The 16,862-nt window shown below is 59.8% G+C and carries 18 protein-coding genes and 1 tRNA gene; 6 read left to right on the top strand and 13 right to left on the bottom strand.

Annotated elements, in window-relative coordinates:
* Positions 1–103: 103 nt before the first annotated feature.
* The 5 genes from KI231_RS24625 to KI231_RS24605 form a co-directional block, all read right to left on the bottom strand.
* Positions 104–1,045: a ribose-phosphate pyrophosphokinase gene (locus KI231_RS24625; protein WP_003171603.1), complete on the bottom strand. Its 942-nt coding sequence runs from the start codon at positions 1,043–1,045 to the stop codon at positions 104–106.
* 45 nt (positions 1,046–1,090) lie between these two features.
* A tRNA-Gln gene (locus KI231_RS24620) sits at positions 1,091–1,165 on the bottom strand.
* A 36-nt stretch (positions 1,166–1,201) separates the two neighbouring features.
* Positions 1,202–2,053, bottom strand: coding sequence for a 4-(cytidine 5'-diphospho)-2-C-methyl-D-erythritol kinase (gene ispE, locus KI231_RS24615; protein ID WP_103306071.1), 852 nt, complete (start codon positions 2,051–2,053; stop codon positions 1,202–1,204).
* Between the two features lie 3 nt (positions 2,054–2,056).
* Positions 2,057–2,674 (bottom strand): lipoprotein insertase outer membrane protein LolB, encoded by a 618-nt coding sequence (gene lolB / locus KI231_RS24610; protein ID WP_213026576.1) that lies wholly within the window; start codon positions 2,672–2,674, stop codon positions 2,057–2,059.
* A 3-nt stretch (positions 2,675–2,677) separates the two neighbouring features.
* Positions 2,678–4,402 carry a tetratricopeptide repeat protein gene (locus KI231_RS24605; protein WP_103306073.1) on the bottom strand — a complete coding sequence of 575 codons (1,725 nt, stop codon included), beginning with the start codon at positions 4,400–4,402 and terminating at the stop codon, positions 2,678–2,680.
* Positions 4,403–4,584: 182 nt separating this feature from the next.
* Between KI231_RS24605 and hemA the strand changes: the two genes are divergently transcribed.
* The 6 genes from hemA (at position 4,585) to KI231_RS24575 (ending at position 9,945) form a co-directional block, all read left to right on the top strand.
* On the top strand, positions 4,585–5,871 hold the full coding sequence (gene hemA / locus KI231_RS24600; protein WP_103306074.1) for a glutamyl-tRNA reductase: 1,287 nt from the start codon (positions 4,585–4,587) through the stop codon (positions 5,869–5,871).
* Positions 5,868–6,950: a peptide chain release factor 1 gene (gene prfA, locus KI231_RS24595; protein WP_103306075.1), complete on the top strand. Its 1,083-nt coding sequence runs from the start codon at positions 5,868–5,870 to the stop codon at positions 6,948–6,950. Before hemA ends, prfA begins: the two co-directional genes overlap by 4 nt.
* Positions 6,951–7,781, top strand: coding sequence for a peptide chain release factor N(5)-glutamine methyltransferase (gene prmC / locus KI231_RS24590; RefSeq protein WP_213026575.1), 831 nt, complete (start codon positions 6,951–6,953; stop codon positions 7,779–7,781).
* Positions 7,775–8,530 (top strand): molybdopterin-synthase adenylyltransferase MoeB, encoded by a 756-nt coding sequence (locus KI231_RS24585; RefSeq protein WP_213026574.1) that lies wholly within the window; start codon positions 7,775–7,777, stop codon positions 8,528–8,530. Before prmC ends, KI231_RS24585 begins: the two co-directional genes overlap by 7 nt.
* Positions 8,523–9,314 carry a glutamate racemase gene (gene murI / locus KI231_RS24580; RefSeq protein ID WP_213026573.1) on the top strand — a complete coding sequence of 264 codons (792 nt, stop codon included), beginning with the start codon at positions 8,523–8,525 and terminating at the stop codon, positions 9,312–9,314. The genes KI231_RS24585 and murI overlap by 8 nt, the downstream gene beginning before the upstream one ends.
* Before the next feature lie 112 nt (positions 9,315–9,426).
* Positions 9,427–9,945 (top strand): acyloxyacyl hydrolase, encoded by a 519-nt coding sequence (locus KI231_RS24575; RefSeq protein ID WP_213026572.1) that lies wholly within the window; start codon positions 9,427–9,429, stop codon positions 9,943–9,945.
* 129 nt (positions 9,946–10,074) lie between these two features.
* Here KI231_RS24575 and KI231_RS24570 read toward each other — a convergent pair whose 3' ends face one another.
* The 8 genes from KI231_RS24570 to phrB are packed head-to-tail and all read right to left on the bottom strand — an operon-like array spanning position 10,075 to position 16,853.
* Positions 10,075–10,380 carry a YkgJ family cysteine cluster protein gene (locus KI231_RS24570; RefSeq protein WP_213026571.1) on the bottom strand — a complete coding sequence of 102 codons (306 nt, stop codon included), beginning with the start codon at positions 10,378–10,380 and terminating at the stop codon, positions 10,075–10,077.
* A gap of 53 nt (positions 10,381–10,433) precedes the next feature.
* Positions 10,434–10,925, bottom strand: coding sequence for a DUF2878 domain-containing protein (locus KI231_RS24565; protein ID WP_213026570.1), 492 nt, complete (start codon positions 10,923–10,925; stop codon positions 10,434–10,436).
* Positions 10,918–12,183: an SAM-dependent methyltransferase gene (locus tag KI231_RS24560; protein WP_213026569.1), complete on the bottom strand. Its 1,266-nt coding sequence runs from the start codon at positions 12,181–12,183 to the stop codon at positions 10,918–10,920. Before KI231_RS24560 ends, KI231_RS24565 begins: the two co-directional genes overlap by 8 nt.
* The gene (locus tag KI231_RS24555; RefSeq protein WP_213026568.1) at positions 12,170–12,973 is read right to left on the bottom strand and encodes a DUF1365 domain-containing protein; all 804 of its coding nucleotides are present in this window, start codon (positions 12,971–12,973) and stop codon (positions 12,170–12,172) included. Before KI231_RS24555 ends, KI231_RS24560 begins: the two co-directional genes overlap by 14 nt.
* Positions 12,970–14,217, bottom strand: a complete 1,248-nt coding sequence (locus tag KI231_RS24550) for an NAD(P)/FAD-dependent oxidoreductase (RefSeq protein WP_213026567.1) — start codon at positions 14,215–14,217, stop codon at positions 12,970–12,972. Before KI231_RS24550 ends, KI231_RS24555 begins: the two co-directional genes overlap by 4 nt.
* Positions 14,214–14,996, bottom strand: coding sequence for an SDR family NAD(P)-dependent oxidoreductase (locus tag KI231_RS24545; RefSeq protein ID WP_103306085.1), 783 nt, complete (start codon positions 14,994–14,996; stop codon positions 14,214–14,216). The genes KI231_RS24550 and KI231_RS24545 overlap by 4 nt, the downstream gene beginning before the upstream one ends.
* Complete coding sequence (locus KI231_RS24540) at positions 14,993–15,415, bottom strand: nuclear transport factor 2 family protein (RefSeq protein ID WP_213026566.1); 423 nt, start codon at positions 15,413–15,415, stop codon at positions 14,993–14,995. The genes KI231_RS24545 and KI231_RS24540 overlap by 4 nt, the downstream gene beginning before the upstream one ends.
* Positions 15,408–16,853 (bottom strand): deoxyribodipyrimidine photo-lyase, encoded by a 1,446-nt coding sequence (phrB, locus tag KI231_RS24535; protein WP_213026565.1) that lies wholly within the window; start codon positions 16,851–16,853, stop codon positions 15,408–15,410. The genes KI231_RS24540 and phrB overlap by 8 nt, the downstream gene beginning before the upstream one ends.
* Positions 16,854–16,862 lie beyond the last annotated feature (9 nt).

Genomic DNA, 16,862 nt, shown 5'->3' with positions numbered 1-16,862 from the left:
CGACCAGCGCCGAACACGGTATGGGCAAAAAAGCCCCGCCCCGACAGGAATGCCGGGGCGGGGCGCTTTTCGTCAACGAGACATTTCGAGAAGGGCAGGGCCCTTAACGGAACATCGCGCTGATCGATTCTTCATTGCTGATGCGGCGAACCGCTTCGGCAACAACCGGTGCGATATCCAGTTGACGGATACGTGCACAGGCTTGTGCTGCAGCGGACAGCGGGATGGTGTTAGTCACCACCAGCTCGTCCAGCACGGAATTTTCGATATTCTCGATGGCCCGACCCGAAAGCACAGGGTGTGTGCAGTAAGCAAAGACCTTGGCTGCGCCATGCTCTTTCAAGGCCTTGGCCGCGTGGCACAGAGTGCCGGCGGTATCGACCATGTCATCGACCAGAATGCAGGTACGCCCTTCGACATCACCGATGATATGCATCACTTCAGAGTGATTGGCTTTCTCACGGCGTTTGTCGATGATCCCGAGGTCCACGCCCAGCGACTTGGCAACAGCACGTGCACGCACGACGCCACCAATGTCCGGGGACACGATCATCAGGTTTTCGAAGCGCTGATCTTCAATGTCATCCACCAGAACCGGGGAGCCGTAGATGTTATCTACCGGAATATCGAAGAAACCCTGAATCTGGTCAGCATGCAGATCAACCGTGAGAACACGGTCGATGCCGACTACGGTAAGCATGTCAGCAACGACTTTCGCGCTGATAGCCACACGTGCGGAACGCGGACGGCGATCCTGACGGGCATAACCAAAATAAGGAATAACAGCAGTGATACGAGTAGCCGAGGAGCGGCGGAAGGCATCAGCCATCACTACCAGTTCCATCAGGTTATCGTTGGTCGGGGCGCAAGTCGGCTGAATAATGAAAACGTCTTTACCGCGAACGTTTTCATTGATCTCGGCAGTAATTTCGCCGTCGGAAAATTTACCGACAGAGATGTCACCGAGAGGGATATGCAGCTGACGTACAACACGCCGAGCCAGATCGGGGTTAGCGTTCCCCGTAAAGACCATCATCTTGGACACGCGCAGTACCTAGAGGCTGAGGGTAACCTGGATGAGTATAGAAAATGGCAGGGGCGGCTGGATTCGAACCAACGCATGGCAGGATCAAAACCTGCTGCCTTACCGCTTGGCGACGCCCCTGTATCTGTTGCATCAAGTGCCGAGCACTTGGTTCCTTTAGAGCAGACTTTGCAGCTTGCGATGCAACATCGAAACGTTGCTTCCTTTTGCTACAAACCCTGTAAGGGTCTCTGTCAGAAGGGCCGAGACTTTATCAGCTTCAGCTTTGCTTGGGAAGCCCCCAAACACACAACTTCCAGTTCCGGTGAGCTTTGCTTCGGTAAATTTACCTAACAAATCCAATGCGTTACGTACTTCCGGATAACGCCTTGCAACCACCGGCAAGCAGTCATTTCGACTGTTTCCCTCGGGAACGGGGCGCACTTTAATGGGCGGCGTGTTACGTGTCAACAAAGGATCGGAAAAAATTTCTGCCGTACTTACAGAGACTTGCGGCACGAGTACCAGATACCAAGGTTCTTCGGGATCGACAGGGGTGAGTTTTTCGCCCACGCCCTCGGCAAACGCCGCGTGGCCACGGACGAAAACCGGCACGTCAGCACCAAGCGTCAGGCCCAGTCCGGCCAGGCGATCCTCATCCCACCCCAACTGCCACAAATGATTGAGCCCGAGCAAAGTGGTTGCCGCGTTCGAACTGCCGCCACCAATGCCGCCGCCCATGGGCAGCACCTTGTCGATCCAGATGTCGATGCCGAGCGCACAGCCAGATTGTGCCTGGAGCATTTTTGCTGCGCGCACGATCAGGTTGCTGTCGTGGGGAACGCCTGCGAATTCAGTGTGCAGTTGAATCACGCCGTCATCGCGCACGGCAAACGTGATTTCATCGCCGTAATCGACAAACTGAAACAGTGTCTGCAACTCGTGGTAACCGTCTTCACGGCGACCAAGAATGTGCAGCATCAGATTGAGTTTGGCCGGCGAGGGCAGGGTCAGACGTGCAGCGGTCATGGGTTATTGCCCCAACTTGCGCGGTTGCCAGGTTTTGATCACCAGCGTTACGTCGAGGTCGGTGCCGTGCAGCTTGATGCGTTCTGGCAACCAGTAACCATTTTGTTCGGTGTAAGCGGTGTATTCGACTTTCCAGCCATCCTGTTCAAGGTTGGCCAGACGGCTGTCGGCGTCCAGATTCAGGCGGCTTTTGCTGTCTGGTGCAGGCAGGCCACGGACCCACCAGGCCAGATTCGACACCGGCAATTTCCAGCCCAGTTGCTCTTCAAGCAAAGCTTCCGGCGATTGCGATTCGTAGCGACCCTGGTTGGCGACTTCCAGCGCCACCTTGCCCGGACGCCCGGTCAGACGTGCCGCGCCGCGACCCAGCGGGCCGGACAGGCGGATGTCGTAGTAATCCTGACGTTGCAGCCAGAACAACGTGCCGCTACCGGAATCTTTCGGTGCGCGGATGCCGATCTTGCCGTCAATCTGCCAGCCGTCGAGGCCGGTCAGCTGTTGTTTGTTCGCGGCCCATTGAGCGGGACTGCCGTGGCCCTCGACCGATTCGCGAGTACCAAAACCCGAGCAGCCAGCGAGCAGGGCGATGAAGCTGAAAACAATAACGTGGCGCAAAAACATGAGTTAAAGAGTCTCGGATCCGGTCAGGCGCTTGATGGTGCTGCGCAGAATGGTGCTGTCGGGCTGATCCTTGAGGAATTTGCCCCAGACTTGCTTGGCTTCACGCTGGTTGCCCTTGACCCACAACACTTCGCCCAGATGCGCGGCGACTTCGTGGTCAGGGAAACGCTCCAGCGCCTGGCGCAGGTATTTCTCGGCGTCGTCCAGATTGCCCATGCGGAAGTTCACCCAGCCGAGGCTGTCGAGTACCGCCGGGTCTTCCGGATTGATCTGGTGTGCCTGCTCGATCAGCGCTTTGGCTTCAGCGTAACGAGTCGTGCGATCGGAAAGGGTGTAGCCCAGAGCGTTCAGCGCCATGGCGTTGTCCGGGTCACGCTTGATGATCAGGCGCAGGTCTTTTTCCATCTGCCCCAGGTCATTGCGTTTTTCCGCGAGCATGGCGCGGGTGTAGAGCAGATTCAGATCGTCCGGGTATTGCAGCAAGGCTTGCTGCAAGGTTTTCCAGGCCTTGTCGTCCTGTTTATTGGCCGACAGGGTTTCCGATTCGATCAGGTACAACTGGATCGCGTAATCGGGTTGTGCGTCGCGCTCGGCCGCCAGTTTGCTTTGTGCTTCGGCGGTTTTGCCGTTGTTCATCAGGATATCGGCCTGACGCAATTGCGCCGGCAGATAATCATTACCCGGGCCGACCTGGGCGTATTCGATCAATGCGCCTTGCGGGTCGTTGCGTTCTTCGGCGATGCGACCGAGGTTCAAGTGCGCCGAATCAACGTGGCTTTCCCGGGCGATCAGGTCTTCCAGATACCCTTTGGCCTCATCCCAGGCCTTGGCTTCCAGGCATACCAGCGCCAGCGAGTAGCGCAGTTCGTCGTCTTCCGGGTATTGCTGAACGAGGCTGGAGAACTCGGCCTTGGCGTCGTCCATCCGGTCCTGTTCGACCAGCGTGCGCGCATAGGTCAGGCGTAGACGCTTGTCGTCCGGGTACTTCTTGATGCTTTTGCGCAGCAGCGGCAGTGCTTCGTCACCACGATTCATGGTTTGCAGCAGGCGTGCGCGCAGCAGAATCGGGGCGATTTCGCCGTCTTCCGGTGGATTGTCTTCAAGCAGGGTCAGCGCCGCTTTGTTGTCGCCGTCCTGCTGCAAGAGCAGGGCCTTGCCGAAAATCAGCTGGCTGTTCTTCGGGTGGCGTTGCAACAAACGGTCGAAACTTTTCATCAGACCGTTGCGGGTCTCCTGATCGGTATCGGCTGCCGATAGCGCGAGGAAGTCGAAATGGGTGTCGCCCTTGCCCTGCAGGACTTTCTCCATGTAGACCATCGAGTCGTCGTAACGCCCGGCGCGGGCCAGTTGCACGGCGGCGGCGCGTTGCGCTTCGAGATCGTCCGGAGCGTTTTTCGCCCAGATAAGCGCAGTATCCAGCGCTGGCTGATCCGCGCCGAGGTATTCGGCGATACGGAACGCGCGCTCGGAAACGCCGGGATCCTGCGTATTGATGGCCTGGGTCACGTAGTTGTCCAGGGCAATGTCGAAACGATTGCGCTGGCCAGCGAGTTCGGCGCTCAGCAGGCTGAACACGGTTTCTTCGCTGAACGAGCTGTAAACCTTGGGCTTTTCAGGCGCGGGCGTGGTGTCTTCGACCGGTGAGGCACCGTCCTGCGAAACGGGGGCCATGGCCTGGCAGCCGCTGAGGAAGACAAAAGCAAGGAGCAACGCGGAGGATCTATTCATATAGGAAGAGGACGACTAACCTGCGGTCGGATCATCATGACACAAGCCTTCGGCCAAACATAACCGAGTCTCAATTGTGCCCATTATAGGGGCTGACAATTGGGACAATAGTCAGCGGTAGTTGTTCTGAATCTGACGAAGGTGGACAATTGCCGGCTTCACGTCACCATCAGCGACCTTGAATGGCCTTCCTTGCACTTGGTATTAACCACAAGACTGCTTCAGTAGACGTCCGCGAGCGCGTGGCCTTTACCCCTGAGCAGCTGGTTGAGGCCCTGCAGCAGCTCTGCCGAATTACCGACAGCCGCGAAGCTGCGATCCTCTCCACCTGCAATCGCAGTGAGCTTTATATAGAACAGGATCAGCTTTCTGCGGATATCGTGCTGCGCTGGCTGGCCGACTATCACCATTTAAGCCTCGATGAGCTGCGCGCGAGTGCTTATGTGCATGAAGATGATGCGGCAGTTCGTCACATGATGCGCGTCGCCTCCGGGCTCGACTCGCTAGTGCTGGGCGAACCGCAGATTCTCGGCCAGATGAAATCGGCCTACGCCGTGGCCCGCGAGGCCGGCACCATCGGCCCGTTGCTGGGGCGACTGTTTCAAGCGACGTTCAACGCCGCCAAGCAAGTACGCACCGACACCGCCATCGGCGAAAACCCGGTGTCCGTGGCATTTGCCGCAGTCAGCCTGGCCAAGCAGATTTTCAGCGACCTGCAACGCAGCCAGGCCTTGCTGATCGGCGCCGGCGAGACCATCACCCTGGTCGCCCGTCACCTGCATGAGCTGGGGGTCAAGCGCATTGTCGTCGCCAACCGTACGCTGGAGCGCGCCAGCCTTTTGGCTGAACAGTTCGGAGCTCACGCGGTGCTGCTCTCGGACATCCCGGCAGAGCTGGTGCGCAGCGACATCGTCATCAGTTCGACCGCCAGTCAGTTGCCGATCCTTGGCAAAGGCGCGGTCGAGAGCGCATTGAAGCTGCGCAAGCACAAACCGATCTTCATGGTCGACATTGCCGTTCCCCGGGATATCGAACCGGAAGTCGGCGAGTTGGACGACGTTTACCTCTATAGCGTCGATGATCTCCACGAAGTGGTCGCCGAAAATCTCAAGAGCCGCCAGGGTGCAGCCCAGGCGGCCGAAGAAATGGTCTCGGTTGGCGCCGACGATTTCATGGTGCGCCTGCGCGAGCTGGCAGCGGTCGACGTGCTCAAGGCCTATCGTCAACAGAGCGAGCGTCTGCGTGACGAAGAGCTGCAAAAGGCCCTGCGTCTGCTGGCCAACGGCGGCAACGCCGAAGACGTGCTCGGGCAACTGGCCCGTGGCCTGACCAATAAACTCTTGCATGCGCCCAGCGTGCAATTGAAAAAGCTTTCTGCCGAAGGCCGCCTCGATGCGCTGGCCATGGCCCAGGAACTCTTTGCCCTCGAGGGCTCACCGGATAGCTTTTCGGATAAAAAACCGCAATGAAAGCGTCACTGCACAATAAGCTGGACACCCTCCAGGATCGTTTCGAGGAACTGACCGCGCTGCTCGGCGACGGCGAAATCATTGCCGATCAGGCCAAGTTCCGCGCCTACTCCAAGGAATACGCCGAACTCGAACCGGTCGTACACGCCTATCAAAAGCTGCTCAGCGTACAAAGCGATCTTGAAGGCGCGCAGGCGCTGCTCAAGGACAGCGACCCGGACATGCGCGAAATGGCCGTGGAAGAAGTCCGCGAAGCCAAGGAATTGCTGATCACCCTGGAATCCGACCTGCAACGCATGTTGCTGCCCAAGGACCCGAATGACGGCCGCAACGTCTTCCTCGAAATTCGCGCCGGCACCGGCGGCGACGAGGCGGCGATCTTCTCCGGCGATTTGTTCCGCATGTACTCGCGTTATGCCGAGCGTCGCGGCTGGCGTGTGGAAATTCTCTCGGAGAACGAAGGCGAACACGGTGGCTATAAAGAGGTCATCGCCCGCATCGAAGGCGACAACGTTTACGGCAAGTTGAAATTCGAGTCCGGCGCGCACCGTGTACAGCGTGTGCCCGCCACCGAATCCCAAGGCCGTATCCACACCTCGGCCTGCACCGTGGCAGTGTTGCCTGAGCCGGACGAGCGCGAAGCCATCGAGATCAACCCGGCGGATTTGCGCGTCGACACGTTCCGCTCCTCCGGGGCCGGTGGTCAGCACGTCAACACCACCGACTCGGCGATCCGTATCACGCACATACCGACCGGCACTGTCGTCGAGTGTCAGGAAGAGCGTTCCCAGCACAAGAACCGTGCCCGAGCGATGGCCTGGTTGTCGGCCAAGCTCAACGATCAGCAAACTGCAGCGGCGGCGAATGCCATCGCCAGCGAGCGTAAATTGCTCGTCGGTTCCGGCGACCGTTCCGAGCGCATCCGTACTTACAACTTTGCCCAGGGCCGGGTCACCGACCACCGCGTCAACCTGACGCTGTACTCGCTGGATGAAATTCTCGCCGGTGGCGTTGAAGCGGTGATCGAGCCGTTGCTGGCCGAATATCAGGCTGACCAACTCGCAGCGATAGGTGAATAAATGACCATCATTGCCAGCCTGTTGCGTGCCGCCGAATTGCCGGACTCACCGACTGCGCGTCTGGACGCCGAATTGCTACTCGCCGCTGCGCTGGGCAAGTCACGCAGTTTTCTCCACACCTGGCCCGAGCGCATCGTGCCGAGTGAAGCCGCGCTGACCTTTGCCGAGTACCTGCAACGTCGTCGCGGCGGCGAGCCGGTGGCCTACATTCTCGGCCAGCAAGGTTTCTGGAAACTCGATCTGGAAGTCGCACCGCACACGCTGATCCCGCGTCCGGACACTGAACTGCTGGTGGAAGCGGCGCTGGAATTGCTGCCCGCGACCCCGGCCAAAGTGCTCGATCTCGGCACCGGCAGCGGCGCGATTGCTTTGGCCCTGGCCAGCGAGCGTCCGGCGTGGAAAGTCACCGCCGTGGACCGTGTACTGGAAGCGGTGGCCCTGGCTGAACGCAATCGCCAACGCCTGCACTTGAACAACGCTACCGTGCTGAGCAGCCATTGGTTCAGCGCGCTGGAAGGTCAGCAGTTCCAGCTGATCATCAGCAACCCGCCGTACATTGCCGCCGCTGATCCGCATCTGGTCGAGGGCGATGTGCGCTTCGAACCAGCCAGTGCGCTGGTAGCCGGTGAAGACGGGCTCGACGATCTGCGTCTGATCGTCGACCAGGCGCCGGAGCATCTGCAGGCCGGCGGCTGGCTGATGCTCGAACATGGCTATGATCAAGCCGAGGCCGTGCGTGATCTGCTGCTGACTCGCGGTTTCGAAGAAGTCCACAGCCGCACCGATCTGGGCGGCCATCAACGGATCAGTCTGGGGCGCCTGCCGTGCTGAATGATCAAGAGCTGCTGCGTTACAGTCGACAGATTCTGCTGCAACACATCGACATTGATGGTCAGTTGAAGCTCAAAGACAGTCGTGTGTTGATCGTCGGCCTCGGCGGTCTTGGTGCACCGGTGGCCCTGTATCTGGCGGCGGCGGGCGTGGGTGAGCTGCATCTGGCGGATTTCGACACGGTCGATCTGACCAATCTGCAACGCCAGATTATTCATGACACCGACAGCGTCGGCATGAGCAAGGTCGACTCGGCGCTCAAGCGTCTGGGGGCGATCAATCCCGAAATCAAACTGGTCGCCCATCGTCAGGCGCTGGACGAGGATTCCCTCACCGCTGCCGTGACGGCGGTGGATCTGGTGCTCGACTGTTCCGATAATTTTTCCACGCGTGAAGCGGTCAACGCTGCGTGCGTGGCCGCAGGCAAACCCTTGGTCAGCGGCGCGGCGATTCGCCTTGAGGGGCAACTCTCGGTGTTCGATCCACGTCGTCCCGAGAGCCCGTGCTACCACTGTTTGTACGGCCACGGCAGCGAAGCCGAACTGACCTGCAGCGAAGCCGGTGTGGTCGGGCCGCTGGTTGGCCTGGTCGGCAGTCTGCAGGCGCTCGAGGCGTTGAAAGTGCTGGTCGGCTTCGGTGAACCACTGGTGGGCCGCTTGTTGTTGATCGATGCTCTGGGTTCGCGATTCCGCGAGTTGCGGGTCAAGCGTGATCCGGGTTGCAGCGTTTGCGGATCGCGCCATGCGTGAGGCACCGATCGCGGTGTTCGATTCCGGTGTCGGCGGCTTGTCGGTATTGGCGGAAATCCAGCGCTTGCTGCCCAATGAATCACTGCTGTATTTCGCCGATTGCGGGCACATTCCTTACGGCGAGAAAACCCCGGAATTCATTCGTCAACGCTGCGGCGTGATGGCGCGGTTTTTCCGCGAGCAGGGCGCCAAGGCGTTGGTGGTTGCCTGCAATACCGCCACCGTCGCCGCCGCCGCTGATCTGCGTCATGATTTTCCCGACTGGCCGATTGTCGGTATGGAGCCGGCGGTCAAACCGGCCGCTGCCGCGACCCGTAGTGGTGTGGTCGGCGTGCTCGCCACCACCGGCACTTTGCAAAGTGCCAAGTTCGCTGCGTTACTCGACCGTTTTGCCACGGATGTGCGGGTGATCACTCAACCGTGTCCAGGGCTGGTCGAGCTGATTGAAAGCGGCGATTTACATAGCGCCGAGTTGCGCGCGTTGCTCAAGCATTATGTCGATCCGCTGTTGGCCAGCGGTTGTGACACGATCATTCTCGGCTGCACGCACTATCCCTTCCTCAAGCCGATGCTCAAGTCGATGGTCCCCGAGACCATCAGCCTGATCGATACCGGCGCCGCCGTGGCGCGGCAACTTCAACGTCTTTTGGCCGAACGCGACTTGCTCGCTGAGGGGCCCGACCAAGCGGTCAGATTCTGGACCAGTGGTGACCCGCAGCACTTCCGCAAAACCCTGCCGCTGTTGGGGCAGACCGTGGGCGACGTGCAAAACTTCAGTTTGTAAAAAAAATGTGAAATAACCGAAAAATCAGCTGAACTTCTGATCAAGCGCTGACTTCTATAGCGATGAGTTACCTGGAAAACCAAACGATCGTTCCGGAAAGGGAAGTTTCAAAGTGAAGCGACTATTCTGTTTGGCCGCGATTGCGGCCGCACTGATGGGGCAAAGTATTACCGCACAAGCCGCCGGCGTTGAATTCGCCGTCGGTGCTACCAGCGATTCGACCATGACCTATCGCCTGGGAATGAATTTCGACTGGGACAAGAGCTGGCTGCAAAGCGACGTCGGTCGCCTGACCGGTTACTGGAGTGGCGCCTACACCTACTGGGAAGGTGACAAGACCTCCAGCAACAACAGCCTGTCGTTCTCGCCGGTATTCGTTTACGAATTTGCCGGCCAGTCGGTGAAACCGTATGTCGAGGCGGGGATTGGTGTCGCGGCGTTCTCCAACACCAAATATGAGTCGAACAATCTTGGCGGTTCCTTCCAGTTCGAAGACCGTCTCGGTTTTGGTCTGCGCTTCAATGGCGGGCATGAAGTCGGGATTCGTGCGACGCACTATTCCAACGCGGGCCTTTCCAGCGACAACGACGGGGTAGAGAGCTACGCGCTGCATTATACGATGCCGTTGTAAGCAGTACGCATAACCCCTGTAGGCCTTCGCCTGCTCGCGATTGCGGAGTGTCAGTCAAACAAATGTTGGCTGACACACCGCAATCGCGAGCAGGCTCACTCCTACATTTGTTTTAGGGTGTGCTTGGGATCAGCGGTACGCCGTGGCGATGCCCTGGCGCTCTTCGATGCACTCCGGCGCACCCATCTCGAACTCGCGGCAGATCAGCGGACGTTTCTCGTAAATCGTGCACATCATCGTGTCGCGATCCAGCGCCGCACACCAACCGTCGTCCAGACGCAGCATCACTTCGCCGCCCCACTCATCGGTATCGATAAAGCGATCAGGCACGCCCGTGTCGGTGATCAGTATCACTTCGAGCTGGCAGCAGCAGGCTGCGCACGTCGAACAGGTGACCGCCGGTTCGGCGATCTGGAGGTGGGGGATGGTTTTCATGGCCGGCAGTGTAAGGCAGTGCTTGCCGCGTGTGTGAATGCTCTGACAGACGCTCACTGGCCCAGGCGTCGAGCCATCAGGTGGAGCAGCGGAAACAGCAGCGCCCAGAGCAAGCCGATGCCGATCAGGCTGGGTAACTCGCCGTAAGGAAATTGCACCCCGGCCAAATGCCCGCCACCGTAATAAGACAAGGCGCCGCCGCCGGCACCGAGCACGCTGGCCAGCCACCACGGCCGGGCGCTCCACGCCAGACAATGGCGCAAGGTGGTGGCGAGCAACGCCCACAGCAACATCAGCCACAGCGGAATCAACGGCGATGGGTCCTGAAAGTCGAACACGCCGAGGCCACGCAAAGCGCTGTCCACGGCAGTGCCGACAATCACCACACTCAGTATCAAGCGGCCCTCGGCTGCCCAACTGCTGATCCAGCGCAGATGGATCACCAGCACCGCCAATGCCACTAGCAGCCCCAAACTGTTGCCGCCGAGCACGCAGGTCAGCCAGCCGATCTGGAACAACACGGCATTGGCGATCCGCTCAAGCATCGAAGCGTCCGAGCAGCGGCGCCGGCATCGCCGCCGGTTTGGCCAGCAGCAATTGCGCCGTGCCGATGGTGCGCTCGAGGAAGCCACCCTCGCAGTAGCACAGGTAAAACTCCCACAGCCGCAGGAAATAATCGTCATAGCCCAGCTCGCTCAAGCGACCGTGAGCGCGACGAAAATTCTCGTGCCACAGGCGCAAGGTCTTGGCGTAATGCAAACCGAAATCTTCCATGTGCAGCAGGTTCATATCGGTGTCACGGCTGACGATTTCGAGCATCTTCTGCACGCAGGGCAGGGCCCCGCCGGGGAAGATGTAGCGCTGGATGAAATCGACGCCGCGCTTGGCCTGTTCATAGCGCTGCTCGCGAATGGTGATCGCCTGGATCAGCATCAGGCCGTTGCTCTTGAGCAGGTGTGCGCATTGTTTGAAGTAGGTCGGCAGGAAGCGGTGGCCGACGGCTTCGATCATCTCGATCGACACCAGTTTGTCGTACTCGCCGGTGAGGTCGCGGTAGTCCTTGAGCAGCAGCGTTATCTGATCCTGCAAGCCCAGTTGTTCGATGCGCCGGGCGGTGAAGGCGTACTGCTCTTTCGACAGCGTGGTGGTGGTCACGCGGCAGCCGTAATGCTGCGCGGCATAAAGTGCCATGCTGCCCCAGCCCGTGCCGATTTCCAGCAGATGATCCTCAGGCTTGAGCGCAAGCTTCTGGCAGATCCGCTCCAGTTTGTTCAGTTGCGCCTGTTCCAGACTGTCCTCGGGGGTGAGGAATTGCGCGGCGGAATACATCATGGTCGGGTCGAGAAACTGCTCGAACAGATCGTTGCCAAGGTCGTAGTGCGCGGCGATGTTTTTCTGCGAACCCTTGCGGGTGTTGCGGTTGAGCCAGTGCAGGCCTTGCACCAGCGGCCGGCCGAGACGGGCCAGCCCGCCCTCCATCGCATCGAGTACGTCGAGGTTGCTGACGAACACCCGCACCACGGCGGTCAGGTCCGGCGAGCTCCAGTAACCGTGGATAAATGCTTCGCCGGCGCCGATCGAGCCATTGCTGGCGACCATGCCCCAGGCTGCCGGATCGAGTACATGGATCTCGCCCAGCAAAGGGCTGCCCTTGGTGCCGAACAGCATCTGCTCACCGTCCTCGACCACCAGCAACTGGCCGTGTTTGAGCTGAGCCATTTGCCGCAACACACCGCGACGCAGCAGCGATCCTGTCAGGCCGTTGGTGCTGAACAGGCTGGCCGAAAGGCTAGAGGATTTCATGGCGGTGCTCCCTGGGAGGCGCTTTAGCGGTTTGAAAGCTGCCATCGGCAGCCTGATGAGCAAAGATCGGTGCGCGTTTGACCAGCAGTCGCAAGGCTTGCCAGTAGATCGCCAAAGCGGTTTTCGCGGTCATCCACGGAAAGCGTCGCAAGTAACGATGCAGGCTATGACGGTCGAGCGTTTCGCGTTGCAGATTGAGGGTCGCGTCGAACAGCTTCTCTTCGCCCTGCCAGTCGGCCATGTGCACGCCGAGGTTTTGCGCGGCGGGGCTGAAGCTCATGCGGTATTCAAGATCGCGTGGCAAAAATGGCGATACGTGAAACGCCTTCGCCACCGCGAAATGTTGATGGTGTTCATGCCGACCCGCCGGCAGCACGTAGTGGTAGCGCTCGCGCCACGGCGTGTTGGTGACTTCGCAGACAATCGCCGCCAGTTGCCCATCGGCTTCATGGCAATAAAAGAAACTCACCGGATTGAACGCCAGGCCCCAACTGCGCGGTTGCGTCAGCAGGCACACCGCGCCTTGTGGTTCATGACCGATGGCGATCCCGACCTGCTGGCGCACCGCGTCGATCAGGCGCATGCCGGTGCCGGTAAAGGCTTTGAGGTAGTCGCTCTCGCGAAATGAAAACGGCGCAAAACGGCTGCGGCTGGCCAATGGCGACAGGCCGAGGACCGCGTCCTGTTCTGTCAGGTCGAGGTAGAGCAAACCGATCCGGTAGCGAAACTCATGCCGGCGCGGCGCGAAACGCCGATGGCCGATCCAGCCGCTGTACAGGGCGCTGTTCATAAGGTTTCCCCGAACGCCGCCGCCACGCGCAACGCGCTGACCACGCCGTCTTCATGAAAACCGTTGGCCCAGTAGGCGCCGCAATAATGCGTGTTGTGCACGCCGTCCAGTTCGCTCCAGCGGTTCTGCGCAGCGACGGCGGCAAGGCTGAATTGCGGATGGGCGTAGGTGTATTTGGCGAGCACTTTGAACGGGCTGATGCCGGCGCTCTGATTGAGGCTGACGCAGAACGTGGTGTCGCTCTCGATCCCTTGCAGGATGTTCATGTCATAGGTCACGGCTGCATGCGTATGGCCCGCGCCGTTCAGACGAAAATTCCAGCTCGCCCACGCCAGTTTGCGTCTGGGCAGCAGACGCGTATCGGTGTGCAACACCACTTCGTTGTCGGCGTAGGGCAGGGCGCCGAGGATCGCCTGTTCGGCGTCGCTCGGGCTGGCGAGCAGTTGCAGGGCTTGATCGCTGTGACAGGCGAACACCACTTTGTCGAAATGCTCGATACCTGCCGGGCTGTGGATAACCACGCCGTGTTCGTCGCGATCAACGCGAGTCACCGGGCAGTTCAGGCGGATCTTGTCCTTGAACGTTGCCGTCAGCGGCGCGATGTAGGCGCTGGAGCCACCTTCGATGACCTGCCATTGCGGGCGATCACTGACTGACAGCAAGCCATGATTCTTGAAGAAACGCAGAAAGAACTGCAGTGGAAAATTGAGCATCTCGGCCATCGGCATCGACCAGATCGCCGCCCCCATCGGCACGATGTAATGCAGGATGAAGCGCTCGCCATAGCCGCCGGCCTTGAGGTAATCGTCGAGGGTCATGTCAGCGGCGATGCGCAGTTCGGCGAGGTCGCGCTGGGCTTCTTTATTAAAGCGCAGGATGTCCCGCAGCATGCCCCAGAAGCCCGGCGACAGCAGGTTGCGGCGCTGGGCGAACAGGCTGTTGAGGTTGTTGCCGTTGTACTCAAGGCCAGTGTCCGGATCACTCACCGAAAAACTCATTTCGGTCGGCTTGAAGCGCACGCCGATCTGGCTCAGCAGGCGAATGAAGTTCGGGTAGGTCCAGTCGTTGAACACGATAAAACCGGTGTCCACCGCGTATTGGCGATCCTCGACTGTGACTTGCACGGTGTGCGTGTGGCCACCGACCCAGTCGCTGGCCTCGAACACCGTGACGTCATGCCGGCGATTGAGCAGGTAGGCGCAGGTCAGCCCGGCGATTCCGCTACCGACGATGGCTATTTTCATGCTGGATCCCGCAGTGGCGGTGGTTTGCGCACCATGCGTTTGCCGATCATCAATTGCACACGGGCGGGCAGTTTCGACAACGGCCACAGCGCCGCCATGAACAGCGCCGGAAATGCGATCTCCAGCGGACGGTCCTTGAGTTTGGCGAAGATGTGCCGCGCGGCTTTATCCACAGGCCAGCTCAACGGCATCGGAAAATCATTCTTGGCGGTCAGCGGTGTTTCGACAAAGCCCGGGCTGATCACGGTGACTTCAATGCCCTCATCGGCCAGATCAATGCGCAGCGATTCGAACAGATAACGCAGCCCGGCCTTCGATGCTCCGTAGGCTTCGGCCCGGGGCAGCGGCAGGTAAGTCACCGAACTGGCCATGCCGACCAGATGCGGCGCCGTGCCTTTGCGCAGCAGCGGCAGGGCGGCTTCGATGCAGTAGCTGCTGGCGAGCAGATTGGTGCGCACCACATGTTCGACGATGGAGGAATCGAATTGCCGGGCATCGACATATTCACAGGTGCCGGCATTGAGGATCACCGAGTCCAGCGAGCCCCAATCCTCGGCAATCTGCTGGCCGATTTCGCGCACGGTCTGGCTGTTGGTCAAATCCCCCGGCACCACCAGCACTTGCCCGGGATAACGCTGCGAGAGCACTTTGAGTGCAGCGACCTGGCGGGAACTGACGGCCAGGTGCGCGCCGGTTTTCAGAATCTCTTCAGCCAGAGCCGCACCGATGCCACTGCTGGCACCGGTCAGCCAATAACGCCGTGGAGTTGTACGACTCATCCCATTCTCCTTTTCAGCCAGGCGATCACTCGGCCCAATACGGGTAAATGTTCATACAGCAACGCCCCGGCATCGAAATAATCCCGATGGCGATAAACCTTGTCGCGCCACAGCAGGTGCGAGCAGCCTGCGACACGAATCTCCCTGCCACTGGCCAGACGCGGATGGCGGTAACTCATGACCCAGCGCAGATAACCTTCACCCTCGCTGATCTGGTCGAAGCCGTGAAAATCGAAGCGCAGCTCGCTGACATTGGCGTACAACTCAGCGAAGTAGTCGCGCAGTTGCGCCAGCCCCTGAACTTCGTGCAGCGGGTCGGTGAAATGAATGTCGTCGCTGTACAACTCGCCCAGGCGTTGCAGATTGTCTTTGTTCAACGCTGAAAATTGCCGGGCGAAGTTGCGCAGGAAATCACTCATCGGCCTCTCCGATAGACGTACGTGAAGGCAGGTTCTTGAAGGCGGTTAGCGCGCGTTCCCGCGAGGCGCTGAGGTTGACGATCGGGGGCGGATAATCCGCGACGCCAAACAAGCCGCCGGCGCTGGCCGGGTTGTGCACCTGCTTTTTGTCGAGGTCGGCCAATTCCGGCAGCCAGTGCTTGATGAACAGGCCTTCGCTGTCGAATTTTTCCGACTGGCTCAGCGGGTTGAAAATGCGGAAGTACGGCGCCGAATCGGTGCCGGTCGACGAGCTCCATTGCCAGCCGCCGTTGTTCGCCGCCAGATCCCCATCGATCAGATGCCGCATGAAAAAGCGTTCGCCTTCACGCCAGTCGATCAGCAGGTTCTTGGTCAGGAACATCGCCACGACCATGCGCAGACGATTGTGCATCCAGCCGGTTTCGAGCAATTGGCGCATCGACGCATCAATGATCGGCAGGCCGGTGCGCGCCTCTTGCCACGCCAGCAGATCGTCCGGCGCGTCACGCCAGGCCAGCGCTTCGGTTTCCGGGCGGAACGCGCGGTGGCGCGAGACCCGTGGATAGCCGACCAGAATGTGTTTATAGAATTCGCGCCAGAGCAGTTCGTTAATCCACGTGACCGCACCGACCTTGCCGCTTTCGAATTCCCCCTGATTGCTTTGCAGGGCAGCGTGCAGGCATTGGCGCGGCGAGATCACGCCCGCTGCGAGATAGGCCGAAAGCTGACTGGTGCCGGGTTTGGCCGGGAAGTCGCGTTCATTTTTGTAGTAGTCGATCTGAGCGTCGGCGAAGGTGTCGAGACGCCGCCGGGCTTCCTGCTCGCCCGCCGGCCACAAGTCGCGCAGCGACTCACTCGGGGTAGCAAAGCCTTTGACCGCCGCAGGAATCGGGTCACTGTCGATGTTCAGTGGCGATTGTTTGCCGGGAGTTTTCACCAGCGCCGGCATCGAACGGTGCAGGCGTTCGTAGCAGACTTTGCGGAACTGGCTGAACACCTGAAAGTACGTGCCGGTCTTGGTCAGCACGGTGCCGGGCTTGAACAGCAATTGGTCCAGGTAGCTGTGAAATTCGATGCCCTCGGCCTGCAATGTCTCGGCAACGGCGGCATCGCGACGACTTTCATGGACGCCGTATTCTTCGTTGACGTGCACCGCCTGGATATTCAGTTGCCGACAAAGTTTGAGCAGCTCTGCCGGCGCCTGATCCCAATGCGCCGCCGTACGAATCAGCAACGGAATGTTCAATTGAACGAGACTGTTGCTCAGCTCTGTCAGGTTGCGCAGCCAGAAGTCGACCTTGCAGGGCGCGTCGTCATGCTCAAGCCATTGCTCTGGGCTCAGCAGATACACAGCAACCGTCGGGCCGCGCGCTGTGGCGGCCGCGAGGGCGGTGTTGTCGTGTTGGCGCAAGTCGCTGCGCAGCCAGATCAATTGCATATCGGTAGT

Source organism: Pseudomonas sp. Seg1 (genome assembly GCF_018326005.1).
Classification (GTDB): domain Bacteria; phylum Pseudomonadota; class Gammaproteobacteria; order Pseudomonadales; family Pseudomonadaceae; genus Aquipseudomonas.
The sequence above is the reverse complement of the archived record's forward strand: the minus strand, read 5'-3'. Positions and strand labels throughout refer to the sequence as shown.

What these genes read in the sequence shown, in the direction of transcription:
- ispE (WP_103306071.1), bottom strand. Translation starts at nt 2,053, where the DNA reads ATGACCGCTGCACGTCTGACCCTGCCCTCGCCGGCCAAACTCAATCTG.
- lolB (WP_213026576.1), bottom strand. Translation starts at nt 2,674, where the DNA reads ATGTTTTTGCGCCACGTTATTGTTTTCAGCTTCATCGCCCTGCTCGCT.
- KI231_RS24605 (WP_103306073.1), bottom strand. Translation starts at nt 4,402, where the DNA reads ATGAATAGATCCTCCGCGTTGCTCCTTGCTTTTGTCTTCCTCAGCGGC.
- hemA (WP_103306074.1), top strand. Translation starts at nt 4,585, where the DNA reads ATGGCCTTCCTTGCACTTGGTATTAACCACAAGACTGCTTCAGTAGAC.
- prfA (WP_103306075.1), top strand. Translation starts at nt 5,868, where the DNA reads ATGAAAGCGTCACTGCACAATAAGCTGGACACCCTCCAGGATCGTTTC.
- prmC (WP_213026575.1), top strand. Translation starts at nt 6,951, where the DNA reads ATGACCATCATTGCCAGCCTGTTGCGTGCCGCCGAATTGCCGGACTCA.
- murI (WP_213026573.1), top strand. Translation starts at nt 8,523, where the DNA reads ATGCGTGAGGCACCGATCGCGGTGTTCGATTCCGGTGTCGGCGGCTTG.
- KI231_RS24570 (WP_213026571.1), bottom strand. Translation starts at nt 10,380, where the DNA reads ATGAAAACCATCCCCCACCTCCAGATCGCCGAACCGGCGGTCACCTGT.
- KI231_RS24565 (WP_213026570.1), bottom strand. Translation starts at nt 10,925, where the DNA reads ATGCTTGAGCGGATCGCCAATGCCGTGTTGTTCCAGATCGGCTGGCTG.
- KI231_RS24560 (WP_213026569.1), bottom strand. Translation starts at nt 12,183, where the DNA reads ATGAAATCCTCTAGCCTTTCGGCCAGCCTGTTCAGCACCAACGGCCTG.
- KI231_RS24555 (WP_213026568.1), bottom strand. Translation starts at nt 12,973, where the DNA reads ATGAACAGCGCCCTGTACAGCGGCTGGATCGGCCATCGGCGTTTCGCG.
- KI231_RS24550 (WP_213026567.1), bottom strand. Translation starts at nt 14,217, where the DNA reads ATGAAAATAGCCATCGTCGGTAGCGGAATCGCCGGGCTGACCTGCGCC.
- KI231_RS24545 (WP_103306085.1), bottom strand. Translation starts at nt 14,996, where the DNA reads ATGAGTCGTACAACTCCACGGCGTTATTGGCTGACCGGTGCCAGCAGT.
- KI231_RS24540 (WP_213026566.1), bottom strand. Translation starts at nt 15,415, where the DNA reads ATGAGTGATTTCCTGCGCAACTTCGCCCGGCAATTTTCAGCGTTGAAC.
- phrB (WP_213026565.1), bottom strand. Translation starts at nt 16,853, where the DNA reads ATGCAATTGATCTGGCTGCGCAGCGACTTGCGCCAACACGACAACACC.